This window comes from Rhizobium sp. H4 (genome assembly GCF_003013335.1).
Taxonomy (GTDB): Bacteria; Pseudomonadota; Alphaproteobacteria; order Rhizobiales; family Rhizobiaceae; genus Rhizobium; species Rhizobium sophoriradicis.
In genome coordinates, this window is the sequence record NZ_PSOW01000006.1 from 74,010 (window position 1) to 89,266 (window position 15,257).

Genomic DNA, 15,257 nt, shown 5'->3' on the forward strand with positions numbered 1-15,257 from the left:
GGAGAGGCATGTACAGTTTCAGGCTCGCCCGCCAATCCGATCTTGCCGAGATCGTCCGGCTCTTGGCCGATGACGATCTCGGCAGCGCCAGGGAGGTCGTCTCGGATCCCATCGATGCGCGTTATCTCTCCGCTTTCGCCGCAATCGAGGCGGATGCCAACCAGATGCTCGCCGTGGCAAGCGATGCGGACGATCAAGTTGTCGGCTGCCTACAGCTGAGCTTCATTCCCGGCCTGTCGAGGGCGGGCATGTGGCGCGGGCAGATCGAAAGCGTGCGAATCGCGCGGGATTTCCGCGGCTCCGGCCTCGGCTCCGAGTTCATCGAATGGGCGATCGCCCAATGTGTCGAGCGCGGCTGCGGTATCGTGCAGCTAACATCGGACAAGGCGCGCACGGATTCGATCCGCTTCTACGAGAAGCTCGGCTTCCTCGCGAGCCATGAAGGGCTGAAGCGCAGTCTCTGAAAACGGCTACTTCAGCTTGCCTTTCATCGTGGCCTCCGGAAAGCAGGTCGGCTTCATGCCGTTCTTCGCTTGCCACTGACCGATCGAACGCCGCGTCTTGTAACCCGGCAGGCCGTCGGAACCGCCGACATCATAGCCCTGCCGCTCCAGCGCCTTCTGCATGGCGGCGATATCCGAACGCAGCATCTTGCCGACATCGCCCCATCTGCCCTGGAAGGCGCCGCCGTTGGAGCCGATCCGGTCGGCGAGATTGCCGATAAAGAGCGCGTAGAGATCGGAGTTGTTGTACTCCTTGATGATGTAGAAATTCGGCGTGACGATGAATTCCGGCCCGTCGCGGCCTGCCGGCACCAGCATCATGCCCTCAGCCTTCATCTCGCTTGCGGGTAAGTCCTTGCCGGAGATGCGCGCGATGCCGAGCGAAGCCCAATGCGAAAGCGGCTTCGCGAGGTCTGGACCCTCCTGCGCGCAGGAGACTGCCTCCGGGATCGAGACCTCGAAGCCCCAGTCACGATCGCGCTGCCAGCCCTTCTTGACCAGGTAATTGGCAATCGAGGCGAGCGTATCCGGCACGGAGGTCCAGATATTGCGGTGACCGTCGCCGTCGAAATCGACCGCATATTTCAGATAGCTCGTCGGCATGAATTGCGGCTGGCCAAGCGCGCCGGCCCACGAGCTCTTGAAATCGGCGGACGTCACGTCGCCGCCGTCGAGAATATGCAGGGCCGCCACCAGCTCGGTGCGGAACATTTCTTTGCGGGTCGACATGAAGGCTTTGGTCGCAAGCACCTCGATCGCCGAATTCGGGATCTTCGCCGCGCCGAAGCCGGTCTCCCGGCCCCAGATGGCCAGCACGATCGACCCCGGCACCCCATAGGTCTTCTCGATCCGTTTCAGCGTCGAGCCATATTGCCCGGCAAAGCCTTGCCCGGTTGCGGCAAGCCTCTTCAGATGGTCCTCGTTGAAATAAGGGCCTGGCGAGGAGAATTCGGCTTGCGTCTGCTTCTGCTCCTTCGGCGGCGGGAAGCCGGGCGGGGCGAGATCGGGCAGGTTCCAGTTCAGCGTGATGCCGGAGAACGCGGCCTTAAAAGTCTTCTCGGAAATGCCGCCTGCCTTGGCCTGCGGCCAGAGGTCCTTCTGCACCCAGTTTTCGAACTGCGCTTCGACATCGGCTTTCGAAGGGGCTGCATAGGAGGGGAGAGGAAGTAGGGCCGTCATTATCGCCAATGCGAGTATTCGCAGGCCTCTTGGAACACCCCCCTCTGTCCTGCCGGACATCTCCCCCACAAGGGGGGAGATCGGCTGGGGGCACGCTGTTGCCCCAATCAAACGCGGCAGGGGAGCGGAGCCGCTTGGCTCACGATTAGGATTTCGCGGGGCCGGTGCATCTTGCCGATCTCCCCCCTTGTGGGGGAGATGCCCGGCAGGGCAGAGGGGGGTGCCATGCAACATACGTAAGCCTCTCATATCACCGTCCGCGCCCGTAGCGCCGCCGCCAGCGTGCCCTCGTCGAGATAATCGAGTTCACCGCCGACCGGCACGCCATGGGCCAGCCGCGTGATCTTGACGTCGAGCCCCTGCAGCTGGTCGGTGATGTAGTGTGCCGTCGTCTGCCCCTCGACGGTGGCGTTGACGGCGATGATCAGCTCGCGGATGCCGCCTTCGCCGATCCGGTCGATCAGCCCGCGGATATTGAGATCATCGGGCCCGATCCCGTCGAGCGGCGACAACGTGCCGCCGAGAACGTGATAGGCGGCGTTCATCGCGCCGGCCCGCTCCAGCGCCCAGAGGTCGGAGACATCTTCGACGACGATGATGATGGATTGATCGCGCTGCGTATCGGTGCAGACGGTACAAGGATCGACAGTATCGACATTGCCGCAGCGCGAGCAAATCTTCACCTTGTCATAGGCTTCGCCCAGCGCATTCGACAGCGGCCCCAGCAGCTGGTCCTTCTTCTTGATCAGATGCAGTGCCGCCCGGCGGGCCGAGCGCGGCCCGAGGCCCGGCACCTTTGCCAGAAGCTGGATGAGTTTTTCGATCTCGGGGCCGGTGACTCGTTTTGCCATGCGCCGTTCTTAACTGATATGCAACGAAAACGGAATCGTCGGAGGATCGGCTGCCCCATGAAAATCCTGGCGCTTTGCACCGGCAATCCGGAAAGGCTCGCCGGCAAGAGCTACAACACCGGCATTTTCAAACATGCCGTCAACGGCGCCGTGATGATCGATGCTCAAGGTCTCGTCGGCGACGCCATCTGCAACCGCAAACATCATGGCGGCGTCGATCAGGCAGTTTATGTCGAGGGATCGCTGACGATCGACTGGTGGGCGCAGCAACTCGGCCGCCCCTACGAGCCCGGCACCTTCGGTGAAAACATGGTGATCGCGGATCTCGACAACCGCGACGCCGCTGTCGGCGACCGCTTCTCATCAGGCGATCTCGTCCTCGAAGTCACGTCATGCCGCATTCCCTGCGCCACCTTCGCCGCCAGGATGGCCGATCCGAAATTCGTCAAGCGCTATACCGATGCCGCCCGCCCTGGAATCTATTGCCGCGTCATCCGCGGCGGCATCGCCGAAGCCCGAATGCCGGTTGAGCACCAACCCTTTCCCGGAGAAAGGGTCATGATGCCGGAGGTGATGGAAACCTTCGGCCGACGGCTTTCGGAGGCGGACCGGGCGCGATATCTCGCCGCTCCCATTCACTACAAGCTGCGGGCGAAGCTGGAAATGCAGCGCTGAGAACGGTTTTCTTCCGCGCAACGCGAGCGCAATAGCCGCACCGAGCGACGTAACCGGAATTCGAATTGCCTGCTATCAGAACGGCAGCTTGAAGCCCGGCGGGATCGGCAGGCCGGCGGTCAGCGCCTTGGTCTTTTCAGCGGCGAGAGCCTCGGCCTTGTCCTTGGCGTCCTTATGGGCGGCGACGATCAGGTCCTCGAGGATTTCGACATCGTCCTCCTTGAAGAGCGACGGGTCGACCTTCAGGCTCTTGAGCTCACCCTTGCCCGAGATGACGACGGTGACGAGGCCGCCACCGGCCTTGCCTTCGGCGGTGAGCTCGGCGATCTCCGCCTGCATCTGCTCCATCTTGGCCTGCATTTCCTTGACTTTGCCCATCATGCCCATGATGTCGCGCATCGTCTCGCTCCTTCTTGAAACCTTAGAATTCTATGTCGTCGCCGGGCAGGATATCACCTTCTTCGGATTCGGCGACAGCGGGCGGTGTGATCTCTTCCGCCTCCTCCTCCGGCGTCGGCGCCCTGACGCGCACGTCGATGATCTTGGCGCCCGGAAACTGCGCAAGAATGGCCGCGACATCGGGGTCCTGGCGCGCATCGCTGACCCGTTGTTGCTGCGCCTTGGCCTCCGCCTCCACCATCGTCGGCCCGCCTTCTTCGCGGCTGGTGCTGACGATCCAGTGGATGCCTGTCCATTCCTTGAGTTTGACGGCAAGCTCGTTCAGCAGCGTGCCAGGCGCGCCCTCGGTGAGATTCACGTCCAACCGGCCAGGCTCGATGCGCACGGGCCGCACGAAGTTGCGTACCAGCGCCTTCAGCTTGACGTCACGCTTTTCGGCGGCAAGGTCGACAATATCGCTGATCGAATTGACCCGGACGAGCGGCTTCGGTGCCTCAGCCGGTTTCGTCTCAATTCTCCCGACAGGCATCGTCTCCGGCTGGCTGCTCGGCACGGCGCGTAGCATCGCCACCGGTGCGGACGGCTGCGGCGGGCTCGGTGAGATTTCAGGAGCGCGGGCCGTGACACTGCTTTGATAGGGAACGCGGGTTCCGCTGCCGCCGCCATTGCCGGAAGGCGGGGAGGCGGGGCGCGGACCGGCATTGTCGCCGGAAAATTCGGCAAGCCGCCGCGCCGCATCCTCGGGAGCCGGCAGATGCGCCGCATGCGCCAGCCGGATCAGCACCATTTCGGCGGCCCCTGCCGTGCGTGACGAGCCTTCCGTTTCGGGAATACCCTTCAGTAGCATCTGCCAGATGCGCGACAGCGTCGTCACCGCAACGCCCTTGGCGAATTCAGCCGCTTTCGTGCGCTCGATCTCGCTGAGCGAAGGATCGTTTGCCGCATCCGGCACATATTTCTGCCGCGTCACCAGATGGGTGAAATCGGCAAGATCGGTCAGCACCACGACCGGATTGGCGCCGGCCTCGTACTGGCTCTGGAATTCGCCGAGGGCGCCGGCGACATCGCCCTTGACGATATGCTGGAAGAGATCGACGATCCGGGCGCGGTCGGCAAGGCCGAGCATGCCGCGCACGGCTTCCGCCTGCACGGCGCCGGCGCCATGGGCGATCGCCTGATCGAGCAGCGACAGGCCGTCGCGGGCCGAGCCCTCGGCGGCGCGCGCGATCATCGCCAGCGCGTCCGCTTCCGCCTCGATGCCTTCCTTGGCCGCGATCGTCGAAAACAGTCCGACGAGGTCCGACGCGCTGATGCGGCGCAGGTCGAAGCGCTGGCAGCGCGACAGCACGGTGATCGGCACCTTGCGGATTTCGGTGGTGGCGAAGATGAACTTCACATGTTCCGGCGGCTCTTCGAGCGTCTTCAACAACCCGTTGAAGGCCTGCGTCGACAGCATGTGCACTTCGTCGATGATATAGACCTTGTAGCGCGCCGAAACCGGCCGGTAACGCACCTGCTCGATGATCTCTCTTATATCGTCGATGCCGGTATGGGATGCGGCGTCCATCTCGATCACGTCGACATGCCGGCCTTCCATGATCGCCTGGCAGTGTTCGCCGGGCACACGAAGGTCGATCGTCGGCTTGTCGATCTCTGATGTCTTGTAGTTCAGCGCCCGCGCCAGGATGCGTGCCGTCGTCGTCTTGCCGACGCCGCGCACGCCGGTCAGCATGTAGGCCTGCGCGATGCGGCCAGTTTCGAAGGCGTTGGTGAGGGTGCGGACCATCGGCTCCTGGCCGACCATCAGGTCCGTGAAATCCTTGGGGCGGTATTTGCGAGCCAGCACCCGGTATCCGGTGCCCGTCGAGGCGGCATCTTTTGATTGTCGCTCGGTGTCGCTCATCGCCCTGCTTGTCGCCCGGATCGTCGGGCACTTCGTAAAGAGAAGGTGGGAGGCTGGCACGATGACCCGTGCCGGGCTCGTTAGGGCTGCTTCCTTCCGGACCTGACCCGGTTGGCGAGTGGCTCGTCCACCACCAACCTCCCGGATGCACATATCGGCAATATCGTCATCAAAAGCAAGCCAACATGATAAAAAACTGCTAGTCGTTGGAAAAGACAGGAGGAATGTCCCTTGAACGGCTTTTCGCTTGACCCCCGGCTGGAAAACGACAGCATCAGCGTCATGGTCACAGGCCTCTGTGATCTGAGATTGTCGAGGGATGCCCGCTGGCCCTGGCTCATTCTCGTGCCGCGCCGGGCCGATATCACCGAAATCTTCGAGCTGACGCCGCTCGACCAGGTGCTGCTCGCCTTCGAGACGGAGCTCGTCGCCAAAGCGCTCAAGCAGATTACCGGGGCGACAAAAATCAATGTCGGGGCTCTTGGCAACATCGTCCGCCAGCTTCATGTTCATGTCATTGCCCGCTTCGAAGGCGATGCCAACTGGCCGGGTCCTGTCTGGGGCTTCGGGCGAGCTGAGCCCTACGAGGACGGGAAGAGAGACGAATTCATAGCGAAGCTGCGGGAAGCCCTTTCATCATGAGTCATTCGCTTTTCGATTCGGACGTGCCGCATCCGGAACCCAGCAATCTCACCGCCTTTGCCGCCAACGACCTCAATCGCGATTCCGAACATCGCGACGAACAGTCGGTCGAAAAGGCGCTAGCCAGGGAAGGCACGCATATCTTCGCCTTCGCCAGGGACAAGCTGGTGCTGAAGCATGACGGCCAGGTGCTCGATCCGCTCTTTGCCCGCTACGAGCTGCAGGAACTGCAGCCGGATTGGGATGAGACGGTGCTTCTCGGCTACCGCAAATCAGGCGAGCCGCGCCTTGCCGTGCCCGTCGGCATCGACGTCGAGGATCTCGCCAGCCAATACAAGCCCGCCGACGGCCGCACGCTGTTTCGCGAAATGCTGATCGATGAGGTGCTGCTTGGCGAATTCGCCCAGGCTGCAAGCCTCATCCGCTGGAACGGCGACAACCGCTTCTGCGGCCGCTGCGGCTCGGCGATGGAGATTCATATCGGCGGTTACAAGCGTGTCTGTGCCGCCTGCGAGCACATGATCTTTCCCCGCACCGATCCCGTCGTCATCATGCTGACGATCGATGAGAGCCGCGACCTCTGCCTGCTCGGCCGCAGCCCGCATTTTTCGCCCGGCATGTATTCTTGTCTTGCCGGCTTCGTCGAGCCGGGTGAGACCATCGAGAATGCGGTGCGCCGCGAAACGCTGGAAGAATCGGGCATCCGCACCGGTCGCATCCGCTATCACGCCTCGCAGCCCTGGCCGATGCCGCATTCGCTGATGATCGGCTGTTACGCCGAGGCGAAATCCACCGAGATCAAACGGGATGAGACGGAGCTCGAGGATTGCCGCTGGTTCACTCGCGAAGAGACGCTCGAAATGCTGGAGCGCCCCGGCGCCAATGGCAAGGCATCGCCGCCGAAAGGAGCGATCGCTCATCGCCTGATGCGCGACTGGGTGGAGTGGAAGCGCTAGTGCCATGCCCGTCGCCCGTTCGGAACGGCTCCTGACGCTGCTCCAGACGCTTCGGCGTTATCGGCGGCCGGTGACCGGCACCGTGCTCGCTCAGGAGACCGGCGTCAGCCTGCGGACACTCTATCGCGATATCGCCAGCCTGCAGGCCCAGGGCGCGATGATCGAAGGCGAAGCCGGCATCGGTTATGTGCTGAAGCCCGGCTTCATGCTGCCGCCGATGATGTTTTCCGAGGAGGAGCTCGAGGCACTGGTGCTCGGCTCGCGCTGGGTCGCCCGCGCCGCTGAACCGCGTCTTGCCGGTGCCGGCGCCGACGCTCTGGCCAAGATCGCCGCCGTTCTGCCGGACGACATGCGCGACATGATCGATTCGGCCGCTCTCTTCGTCGGCCCCAAACGCCGGGATGAGGACAGCGCGGATGTCTCGGCCATCCGCAGGGCGATCCGCCTGGAGCGTATTCTCGAACTGCATTACGGCGACGAGCAGGGCCGGATCTCGCGCCGCCGGGTCTGGCCTTTCGCGCTCGGCTATTTCGAGCACGTGCGCGTCCTCATGGCCTGGTGCGAGCTGCGCCAGGATTTTCGCCATTTCCGCACCGATCGCATCATCGACATGGCACTGCATGAGGTGCGTTATCCGCGCCGCCGCACAGTGCTTCTCAAGGAGTGGCGCGAGACGCAGGACGTGCCGATCGAGAGGTGATCGCTGCTGCCATAAACTGTCAGCAGTTGGCGTTATGATCAGTCTCAATCCACTAAGAAAGGAGTACCGATCATGGCAACGTCTTCATTCATCCGCCAGACCAGCGACCGTTTTGCAGTTGACGCCTTTGCCGATGTCATTTCGGCCGAAACCTTCGCCGATGTCGGGCAGCCCGCGCACTCCGGCCTTCTGCGCCTGGTCATGAACATCTTTCGGATTCGCAGTGCAAACCACACCAGCCTCGATCTCGAGGCTGCACCGGATTGCCGCAAGCGCGACCTCGGCTTCATGGATGGACGCGGCCCGCGCCGCGAGAGCCGTTTTTCGCTTTAGACTATCCGATCATTATCCACACCGCCGGTCGAGGACGGGGCGTGCTTTCGCAGCGCGCTCAGCTTCCTGCTGCCATGAATTGGCAGCAGGCGATCTCTCGCGGTGCCCCAATTGGCAGCAACAGGAGAACCGAAATGAGCAGCCCCAATCTGATTATCCTCTACGTCAAGGATCCCGGCGAAAGCGCCAGCTTCTACCGGAATCTCTTGAACCGCGAACCGGCCGTGGAAGCCCCCAATTTCGTCGCCTTCCCGCTCGACGGCGGCTTCACGCTCGGCCTCTGGCGGCGCAGCAAGGTCGAGCCGCAGCCCTCCGCCATCGGCAACCGCGGCGAAGTGGCCTTCATGGTGGCGGGGGAAAATGCCGTCGCCAGGCAGTATGAAGACTGGCGCCAACGGGGTTTGCCGATTGCCCAGGAACTGACGGAGCTGGATTTTGGCCCGACCTTCGTGGTGCTCGATCCGGACGGGCATCGGCTGCGCGTCTGCGAGCCGGATAAATAATAGCCTGAATGGACGGGGCCTGCTTAGAGCAGGCCTCGCATCGCATGCCCCTTGTAGACGCCGAGGATGCGCACCTTCTCGGAGAAGAAACGCAGTTCCTCCAAGGCCCGGCGAACGTTCGGATCGTTCGGATGGCCCTCGATATCGGCGTAGAATTGCGTCGCCACGAATTTTCCGCCGAGCTGGTAGCTTTCCAGCTTCGTCATGTTGATGTTGTTGGTGGCAAAGCCGCCGAGCGCCTTGTAGAGCGCGGCCGGAATGTTGCGGACGTTGAAGACGAAGGTGGTGACGACCTTCTCCTCAGCCGAATTGCGCTGCGCCCATTCCTCGTCACGCGACAGCACGACGAAGCGGGTGACGTTGTTTTCCGTATCCTCGACATTTTCGGCGACGATCTCCAGCCCGTAGAGATCGGCGGCAAGACGCGGCGCGAGCGCGGCCATCGAGCGATCGCCGGTTTCCTTGACGAGTTTTGCAGCGCCTGCGGTATCGCCGGCGATGACAGGCTTCCAACCATGGGCGCGCACGATCTTGCGGCACTGGCCGAGCGCATGGATATGGCTGTGCACCGTGCGGATCTCGTCCTTGGTCACCCCGGGCAGCACCATCAGCTGGAAGCGGATCGGCATGAAATATTCGCCGATGATGTGCAGCCGCGATTCCGGCAGCAGATGATGGATGTCGGCGACGCGCCCGGCGATCGTGTTTTCGATCGGGATCATGGCGATATCGGCGTCGCCGTTGTCGACCGCGGTGAACGCATCCTCGAACGTCTGGCAGGGCAGCGGCTCCATGGTCGGAAACATGTCGCGGCTGGCCATGTCGGAATTGGCGCCGAACTCGCCTTGAAAGGCGATCCTGTTGGTCTTGATGTTCATGATGGTTCCGTCAGTTCGACTTAGAGCATGATGCCGAAAAGTGTGAGCGGTTTTCGGACGACATCATGCTCTAATTCTTTAATTGAGAACAGGATTCAGATTTTAGGCCAACCGAGCCTAAAATCATCCTGTTCTGGCGGAGAGGATGCGCCGCGCTTTTTCAAGGTCGGCCGGAGTATCGACACCGAGCGGAACCGTGTCAACGATCTCCACGTCGATGCGCATACCGGCCTCCAGCGCCCGCAACTGCTCGAGCGATTCCCGCTTTTCGAGCGTCGACGGGCCGAGCGAGACGAATCGCTCCAGCGCCGCACGCCGATAGGCATAAAGGCCAATATGGTGATAGAGCGGCCCCTTGCCGTGAGGTGCAGTCGCGCGCGTGAAGTAGAGGGCGTGCAGGCGGGTATCTGAGACCGGCGAACCGACGATCTTGACGATGTGCGGCGCGGTCTTGTCCTCCTCATTGTCGATTTCGGTCGTCAGCGTGCCGATATCGACCGCCTCGTTGTCGAGCGGGCGCAGGGCCGCGCGCACGGTTTCCGGATCGATCGTCGGCAGGTCGCCCTGAACATTGACGATGATTTTCGCCTTGCCGGCGGGATCGACTTTCGTCAGCGCTTCGAAGATCCGGTCGGAACCCGATTGATGATCCCTGCTGGTCATGACGACGTCGAAGCCAGCGGCGGAAACGGCATCGAACACCTGTTGGTCGTCGACGGCGACGACCACGCGGCCGATGGCTGCCTCTTTGGCGCGCATCGCCACCTGCACGATCATCGGCCGGCCGCAAATATCGGCGAGCGGCTTGCCCGGAAGCCGGGTGGAGGCCATGCGCGCCGGGATCAATACGAGCACCTCGTCTAAACTCATGGTTCGGGCCTTCTATTCCGGGCTAAAAAGTGTCAAAAAGTCTCACGCATAAGACCATTTAGACAGTTGCAACGATCAGTCAAAAGACATAGGTTCCGCGCGATTTCAAGATGGTCCGGTTTGGTCTGCCGGCTGCAAGGGGAGCATTGCAGATGAATTCATACGTCAATACGGCCGTGGGGGCGCTGCTCGGAACGATTTTCGTTCTGATGTCGGTCTCCATCGCGTCCGAGGGGATCTTCCATTCCGAAGCGCCGGAAAAGGAAGGTTTCGCGATCGTCGCCGAAGAGGCCCCCGCCGCCGGTGGCGAAGCTGCGCCGGCCGCTGCCGTTCCGATTGCGCAATTGCTCGCTTCTGCAGATGCCAAGGCCGGTGAAGCGGTCTTCAAGAAGTGTCAGGCCTGTCATGACGCCACCAAAGGGGGGCCGAACAAGGTCGGTCCTAACCTCTTTGCTGTCGTAGATCGCCCGATCGCCGGGCATGAAGGCTTCGCCTATTCCTCCGCCATGAAGGATTTCTCCAAGGGCGGCAGCGAGAAGTGGACCTTCGAAAATCTGAACAAGTTCCTTCTGGCGCCGAAGAAGGACATTCCCGGCACCGCCATGGGCTTTGCCGGCCTGACCAAGGATCAGGATCGCGCCAACGTCATCCTCTACCTGCACACGCTCGCCGATTCGCCGGTTCCGTTGCCGGATCCGAATGCCGCGACGCAGTAAGGCCGCAACATACGCGCACGACATGGAAGCCCGGCCGCAAGCCGGGCTTTTGTTGTCGAGAGCTACTCAGGCGCCGAGGAAATAGGCCCAGAGCGACACGGTGATAGCCCCGAGCGCTGTTGTCACCGAGATCGTCGAGGCGGCGAGGCTGTGGCCGACGCCGAAACGATTGGCGATCAGCCAGGCATTGACGCCTGTCGGCACGGAGGAGGTCAGCACGATCGCCGCCGTCCATTCGGGGCTGAGACCGAGGAGACGGCTCGCTGCCCAGACGCAGCCGGGCAGCAGCAGCAGCTTGAGGCTCGAGGTAACGCTGGCGATGCCGAGATTGCCGGAGACGCCGTATCTCTCCAGCGCCATGCCGAGCGAGATCAGCGCCGCCGGACCGGCTATGCCGGCGATCTGGCCGACGACCGATGCCACCGCAGTCGGCATGGTGAGGCCGGAAAGATGCACGGCCATGCCGGCCGCAAGGCCGATCACCAGCGGATTGCGGATGAGATTGATGGCGATCTGGCGAAGCACGAAGACCATGCTGCGGTCGCTTTTGCCGGCGATCTTTCGTTCCGCGTGCTCCATCAACACCGTGCCGGCGACCATCATGACAGGCAGATGCACGGCAAGCAGGATCGACAACGCCACCAGCCCTTCGTCGCCGACGGTCCGCTGGACGAGCGGCAGTCCGATGAAGACGTTGTTGGCGAAGGCCGAGGAAACGCCGGCCAGCACGCCGATCCGTTCGTCGCGGTTAAAGAGGCGCGTGGCGGCGATATGGCCGGCCGTCCAGGTGATGGCGACGCCGGAGAAATAGACGATCCAGAGCCGGAAGGGCGAAGCGCCATGGAAATCCGCCTCGGCGATGGTGCGGAAGAGCAATAGCGGCACGGCAATCTTGAAGACGAATTCACTGAGCGCGTCGCCGACATTCGATGCCATTAAGCCGCTGCGAACGATTACCCAGCCGATGAGGATCAGGATGAAGATGGGAAGGACGTCGAGAATGATGGCTGACATAAGGGAGGATGCTCTGCGGGGAGGAGTATCCGAGGTCTAGCAGCAAAAGGCCTGCGTTGAAAACGCAATCGGCACCCGGCCGCAGATGGACTGCATCCGGACGCAAAAAAAGCGGGCATGGCCCGCTTTTCCGTTCCGGCCTTGCCGGATATCCGGATCGCGAGGCTGCCAGTTCATCCGTGGTCAGCACCGCGCCGGTAAGATCGAAGGGATCATCCCTCGTCGCCCGGCTGCAACTGAAAGCTGCTCATGCCGGTCTTCTTGCGAGCATTTGTAGGTCTCGAAAATGACAGGGACATGACGAATAAGCGGCACTTTTGCGAAGAATAGAGACGCCATTCACCATTTATCCTTCCAAACCGCGGAAATTTCGCTAAGACCGAACCCCGGCTATCACAAATCCGGGACTCCCCATTTCATGACAAGATTCGATGTTCTGACAGTCGGCAACGCGATCGTGGATATCATTGCCCGCTGCGACGACCAGTTCCTCATTGATAACAAGATCACCAAGGCGGCGATGAACCTCATCGATGCCGAGCGCGCCGAACTTCTGTATTCGCGCATGGGGCCGGCACTCGAAGCCTCCGGCGGCAGCGCCGGCAATACGGCGGCCGGCGTTGCCAACCTCGGCGGCAAGGCTGCCTATTTCGGCAATGTCGCCGCAGATCAGCTCGGCGACATTTTCACCCACGACATTCGCGCCCAGGGCGTCCACTATCAGACGCGTCCCAAGGGCACTTTCCCGCCGACGGCGCGTTCGATGATCTTCGTCACCGAAGACGGCGAACGCTCGATGAATACCTATCTCGGCGCCTGCGTCGAACTTGGCCCTGAGGACGTCGAGGCCGATGTCGTTGCCGACGCCAAGGTCACCTATTTCGAAGGTTATCTCTGGGATCCGCCGCGCGCCAAGGAGGCTATTCGCGACTGCGCCCGCATCGCCCATGAAAACGGCCGCGAAATGTCGATGACGCTGTCCGACAGTTTCTGCGTCGACCGTTATCGCGGCGAATTCCTCGATCTGATGCGCTCCGGCACGGTCGATATCGTCTTCGCCAATCGCCAGGAAGCGCTGTCGCTTTACCAGACCGAAGACTTCGAAGAGGCGCTGAACAGGATTGCCGCGGACTGCAAGATCGCCGCGGTGACGATGAGTGAGAATGGCGCCGTCATCCTGAAGGGCCGCGAGCGTTATTACGTCGATGCGATCCGGATCAGGGAAGTTGTGGACACGACGGGCGCCGGCGACCTTTTTGCCTCCGGCTTCCTCTACGGCTATACGCAGGGACGGTCCCTGGAGGATTGTGGCAAGCTCGGCTGCCTCGCTGCCGGCATCGTCATCCAGCAGATCGGCCCGCGCCCGATGACCTCGCTCAACGAGGCCGCCAAGAAGGCAGGGCTTATTTGAAGGCTTCGCCGGGATAGGCGCCCCAGATTTCCGATTGCGCCACCCAGCCGGTGGCGCCGTCGGTTTCGGCGCGGCACCAGTCGCCGTTGCATTCGCCGATCGTCAGCATCACGCCGGGTTCCAGCTTGGCGATGATCGAGGCGGAGGGCTGCGCCTCGCGGCGCAGATTGACGAAGATGCCCTTGCCCTTCGTCTTCATCCAGGGTGCGGCGATCGCCGCACGCTGGCCGGAGAGCAGCGACTGATTGACCCAGCCTTCGGTGCCGTCGGCATCACGGATGCGGCGCCAGTTGTCGTATTCCTGGATGATCTCCACCGGCAGGCCGGATTTCAGATACATCCACGAAACCGCGTAATCGGTTCCCGGGCCGATGCGCAGGTTGACACGCTTGGATTTCAGCGTGACGAAACGCGGCAATGGCAGGCCGCTCGGTCCCTTGGCCGCCTGCGCATGGGCAAATTCGACGGGGCCGAGCGATGCCGCCAGAGCGATCGCGAGGGCGAGGCAGGACTTCAGGACTTTGCTGCGCATGGAGGCATCCGTTTGCTCGAATTCACGGGCAGGCCCGCCTGCACGCGGTCCGGGCTGTGACATTCCCCGGCTGCACCACGAGTTTTGTTTGTCTTCGCGTGCGGGTCTGGTAGAAATTGCCCGGAACGGGAAAATTATCACCCCTCTTGGTTAAAGACCTCTGAACAAGGCACCGCAGGCAGCCATGACAGCGAAGAAAAAACCGAAGGTCTACATCACCCGCAAGCTGCCGGATGCCGTCGAAACCCGAATGCGGGAACTCTTCGATGCCGAGCTGAACATCGACGACGCGCCGCGCTCCGTGCCCGAGCTCATGGCGGCTGTCCGGACCGCCGACGTGCTGGTGCCGACCGTCACCGATCGCATCGACGCGGCGCTGATCGAGGCGGCCGGCCCGCAGATGAAGCTGATTGCGAGCTTCTCCAACGGCACTGACCATATCGACGTCGAGGCGGCGGCGCGCAAGGGCATCACCGTCACCAACACGCCGAACGTCCTGACCGAGGACACCGCCGACATGACGATGGCGCTCATTCTCGCGGTGCCGAGACGGCTCGGCGAAGGGGCGCGGGTGCTGACCGACAAGCCGGGCGAGTGGGCCGGCTGGTCTCCCACCTGGATGCTCGGCCGGCGCATTCACGGCAAGCGCATCGGCATCGTCGGCATGGGGCGCATCGGCACGGCGGTCGCGCGCCGCGCCAAGTCTTTCGGCCTTTCGATCCACTACCACAACCGCAAGCGCGTCAATCCGGCCGTCGAGGACGAGCTGGAGGCGACCTATTGGGAAAGCCTCGACCAGATGCTCGCCCGCGTCGACATCGTCTCGGTCAATTGCCCGTCGACGCCGGCAACCTTCCATCTGATTTCAGCCCGTCGCCTGGCGCTGCTGCAGCCGACCGCCTATCTCGTCAACACCGCGCGCGGCGATGTGGTCGACGAAAGCGCGCTGATCAAAAGCCTGAGAGAGGGCAAGATCGCCGGCGCCGGCCTCGACGTCTTCGAAAACGAACCGGCCGTCAACCCGAAGCTCGTCAAGCTCGCCAACGAGGGCAAGGTCGTGCTGCTGCCGCATATGAGCTCGGCGACGATCGAAGGCCGCATCGATATGGGCGACAAGGTGATCATCAATATTCGCACCTTCATCGACGGCCACAGGCCGCCGAACCGGGTGCTGCCCGGGCGGTGAGTGCGG

At 62.4% G+C, this 15,257-nt stretch carries 18 protein-coding genes and 1 other RNA gene; 10 read left to right on the forward strand and 9 right to left on the reverse strand.

From position 1 onward, the window contains the following. The first annotated feature begins 8 nt into the window (after nt 1-8). Nucleotides 9-464, forward strand: coding sequence for a GNAT family N-acetyltransferase (locus C4N04_RS11000; RefSeq protein WP_039617204.1), 456 nt, complete (start codon nt 9-11; stop codon nt 462-464). 6 nt (nt 465-470) lie between these two features. Here the strand turns inward: C4N04_RS11000 and C4N04_RS11005 are convergent, their stop codons facing one another. Continuing rightward, complete coding sequence (locus C4N04_RS11005; protein ID WP_106796037.1) at nt 471-1,742, reverse strand: lytic murein transglycosylase; 1,272 nt, start codon at nt 1,740-1,742, stop codon at nt 471-473. A gap of 185 nt (nt 1,743-1,927) precedes the next feature. Beyond that, the gene (gene recR / locus C4N04_RS11010) at nt 1,928-2,533 is read right to left on the reverse strand and encodes a recombination mediator RecR (protein ID WP_038686067.1); all 606 of its coding nucleotides are present in this window, start codon (nt 2,531-2,533) and stop codon (nt 1,928-1,930) included. Nucleotides 2,534-2,590: 57 nt separating this feature from the next. On the opposite strand from recR, the gene C4N04_RS11015 reads away from it, so the two are divergent. Continuing rightward, nucleotides 2,591-3,208 carry an MOSC domain-containing protein gene (locus C4N04_RS11015; protein WP_199852457.1) on the forward strand — a complete coding sequence of 206 codons (618 nt, stop codon included), beginning with the start codon at nt 2,591-2,593 and terminating at the stop codon, nt 3,206-3,208. Nucleotides 3,209-3,283: 75 nt separating this feature from the next. On the opposite strand, the gene C4N04_RS11020 is transcribed toward C4N04_RS11015, so the two are convergent. The 3 genes from C4N04_RS11020 to ffs all read right to left on the reverse strand — a co-directional run bounded on the left by C4N04_RS11020 (nt 3,284) and on the right by ffs (nt 5,652). Next, nucleotides 3,284-3,607, reverse strand: coding sequence for a YbaB/EbfC family nucleoid-associated protein (locus C4N04_RS11020; RefSeq protein ID WP_039617209.1), 324 nt, complete (start codon nt 3,605-3,607; stop codon nt 3,284-3,286). Between the two features lie 22 nt (nt 3,608-3,629). After that, complete coding sequence (locus tag C4N04_RS11025) at nt 3,630-5,510, reverse strand: DNA polymerase III subunit gamma/tau (RefSeq protein WP_077995079.1); 1,881 nt, start codon at nt 5,508-5,510, stop codon at nt 3,630-3,632. A 45-nt stretch (nt 5,511-5,555) separates the two neighbouring features. Next, nucleotides 5,556-5,652: signal recognition particle sRNA small type (gene ffs, locus C4N04_RS11030), an RNA gene on the reverse strand. Between the two features lie 89 nt (nt 5,653-5,741). Between ffs and C4N04_RS11035 the strand changes: the two genes are divergently transcribed. The 5 genes from C4N04_RS11035 (at nt 5,742) to C4N04_RS11055 (ending at nt 8,644) form a co-directional block, all read left to right on the forward strand. Further along, complete coding sequence (locus tag C4N04_RS11035) at nt 5,742-6,152, forward strand: HIT family protein (RefSeq protein ID WP_077995078.1); 411 nt, start codon at nt 5,742-5,744, stop codon at nt 6,150-6,152. Beyond that, a complete protein-coding gene (nudC, locus tag C4N04_RS11040; protein WP_077995077.1) occupies nt 6,149-7,108 on the forward strand; it encodes an NAD(+) diphosphatase in 960 nt (319 codons plus the stop codon). The genes C4N04_RS11035 and nudC overlap by 4 nt, the downstream gene beginning before the upstream one ends. Before the next feature lie 4 nt (nt 7,109-7,112). Continuing rightward, complete coding sequence (locus C4N04_RS11045; RefSeq protein WP_010054335.1) at nt 7,113-7,808, forward strand: YafY family protein; 696 nt, start codon at nt 7,113-7,115, stop codon at nt 7,806-7,808. 72 nt (nt 7,809-7,880) lie between these two features. Then, nucleotides 7,881-8,141, forward strand: coding sequence for a hypothetical protein (locus C4N04_RS11050; protein ID WP_077995076.1), 261 nt, complete (start codon nt 7,881-7,883; stop codon nt 8,139-8,141). A 134-nt stretch (nt 8,142-8,275) separates the two neighbouring features. Next, a complete protein-coding gene (locus C4N04_RS11055) occupies nt 8,276-8,644 on the forward strand; it encodes a VOC family protein (RefSeq protein ID WP_009996075.1) in 369 nt (122 codons plus the stop codon). Nucleotides 8,645-8,667: 23 nt separating this feature from the next. Here C4N04_RS11055 and C4N04_RS11060 read toward each other — a convergent pair whose 3' ends face one another. Together C4N04_RS11060 and C4N04_RS11065 are read right to left on the reverse strand one after the other, a co-directional pair. Further along, on the reverse strand, nt 8,668-9,522 hold the full coding sequence (locus C4N04_RS11060; RefSeq protein WP_004672645.1) for a prephenate dehydratase: 855 nt from the start codon (nt 9,520-9,522) through the stop codon (nt 8,668-8,670). A 123-nt stretch (nt 9,523-9,645) separates the two neighbouring features. Then, a complete protein-coding gene (locus C4N04_RS11065; RefSeq protein ID WP_038686082.1) occupies nt 9,646-10,392 on the reverse strand; it encodes a 3-deoxy-manno-octulosonate cytidylyltransferase in 747 nt (248 codons plus the stop codon). Nucleotides 10,393-10,544: 152 nt separating this feature from the next. Here C4N04_RS11065 and C4N04_RS11070 point away from each other — a divergent pair, with 152 nt between their 5' ends. Further along, nucleotides 10,545-11,108, forward strand: coding sequence for a cytochrome c family protein (locus tag C4N04_RS11070; RefSeq protein ID WP_038686084.1), 564 nt, complete (start codon nt 10,545-10,547; stop codon nt 11,106-11,108). A gap of 66 nt (nt 11,109-11,174) precedes the next feature. Here C4N04_RS11070 and C4N04_RS11075 read toward each other — a convergent pair whose 3' ends face one another. Continuing rightward, nucleotides 11,175-12,122: an AEC family transporter gene (locus tag C4N04_RS11075; RefSeq protein ID WP_106796039.1), complete on the reverse strand. Its 948-nt coding sequence runs from the start codon at nt 12,120-12,122 to the stop codon at nt 11,175-11,177. A gap of 418 nt (nt 12,123-12,540) precedes the next feature. Here C4N04_RS11075 and C4N04_RS11080 point away from each other — a divergent pair, with 418 nt between their 5' ends. Beyond that, nucleotides 12,541-13,533 carry an adenosine kinase gene (locus tag C4N04_RS11080; protein WP_106796040.1) on the forward strand — a complete coding sequence of 331 codons (993 nt, stop codon included), beginning with the start codon at nt 12,541-12,543 and terminating at the stop codon, nt 13,531-13,533. Here C4N04_RS11080 and C4N04_RS11085 read toward each other — a convergent pair. Then, nucleotides 13,526-14,065, reverse strand: a complete 540-nt coding sequence (locus tag C4N04_RS11085; RefSeq protein WP_038692129.1) for an SH3 domain-containing protein — start codon at nt 14,063-14,065, stop codon at nt 13,526-13,528. The two genes, C4N04_RS11080 and C4N04_RS11085, sit on opposite strands and share 8 nt — an antisense overlap. A 184-nt stretch (nt 14,066-14,249) precedes the next feature. Here C4N04_RS11085 and C4N04_RS11090 point away from each other — a divergent pair, with 184 nt between their 5' ends. After that, nucleotides 14,250-15,251, forward strand: coding sequence for a D-glycerate dehydrogenase (locus C4N04_RS11090; protein WP_106796041.1), 1,002 nt, complete (start codon nt 14,250-14,252; stop codon nt 15,249-15,251). The last annotated feature ends 6 nt before the right edge of the window (nt 15,252-15,257 follow it).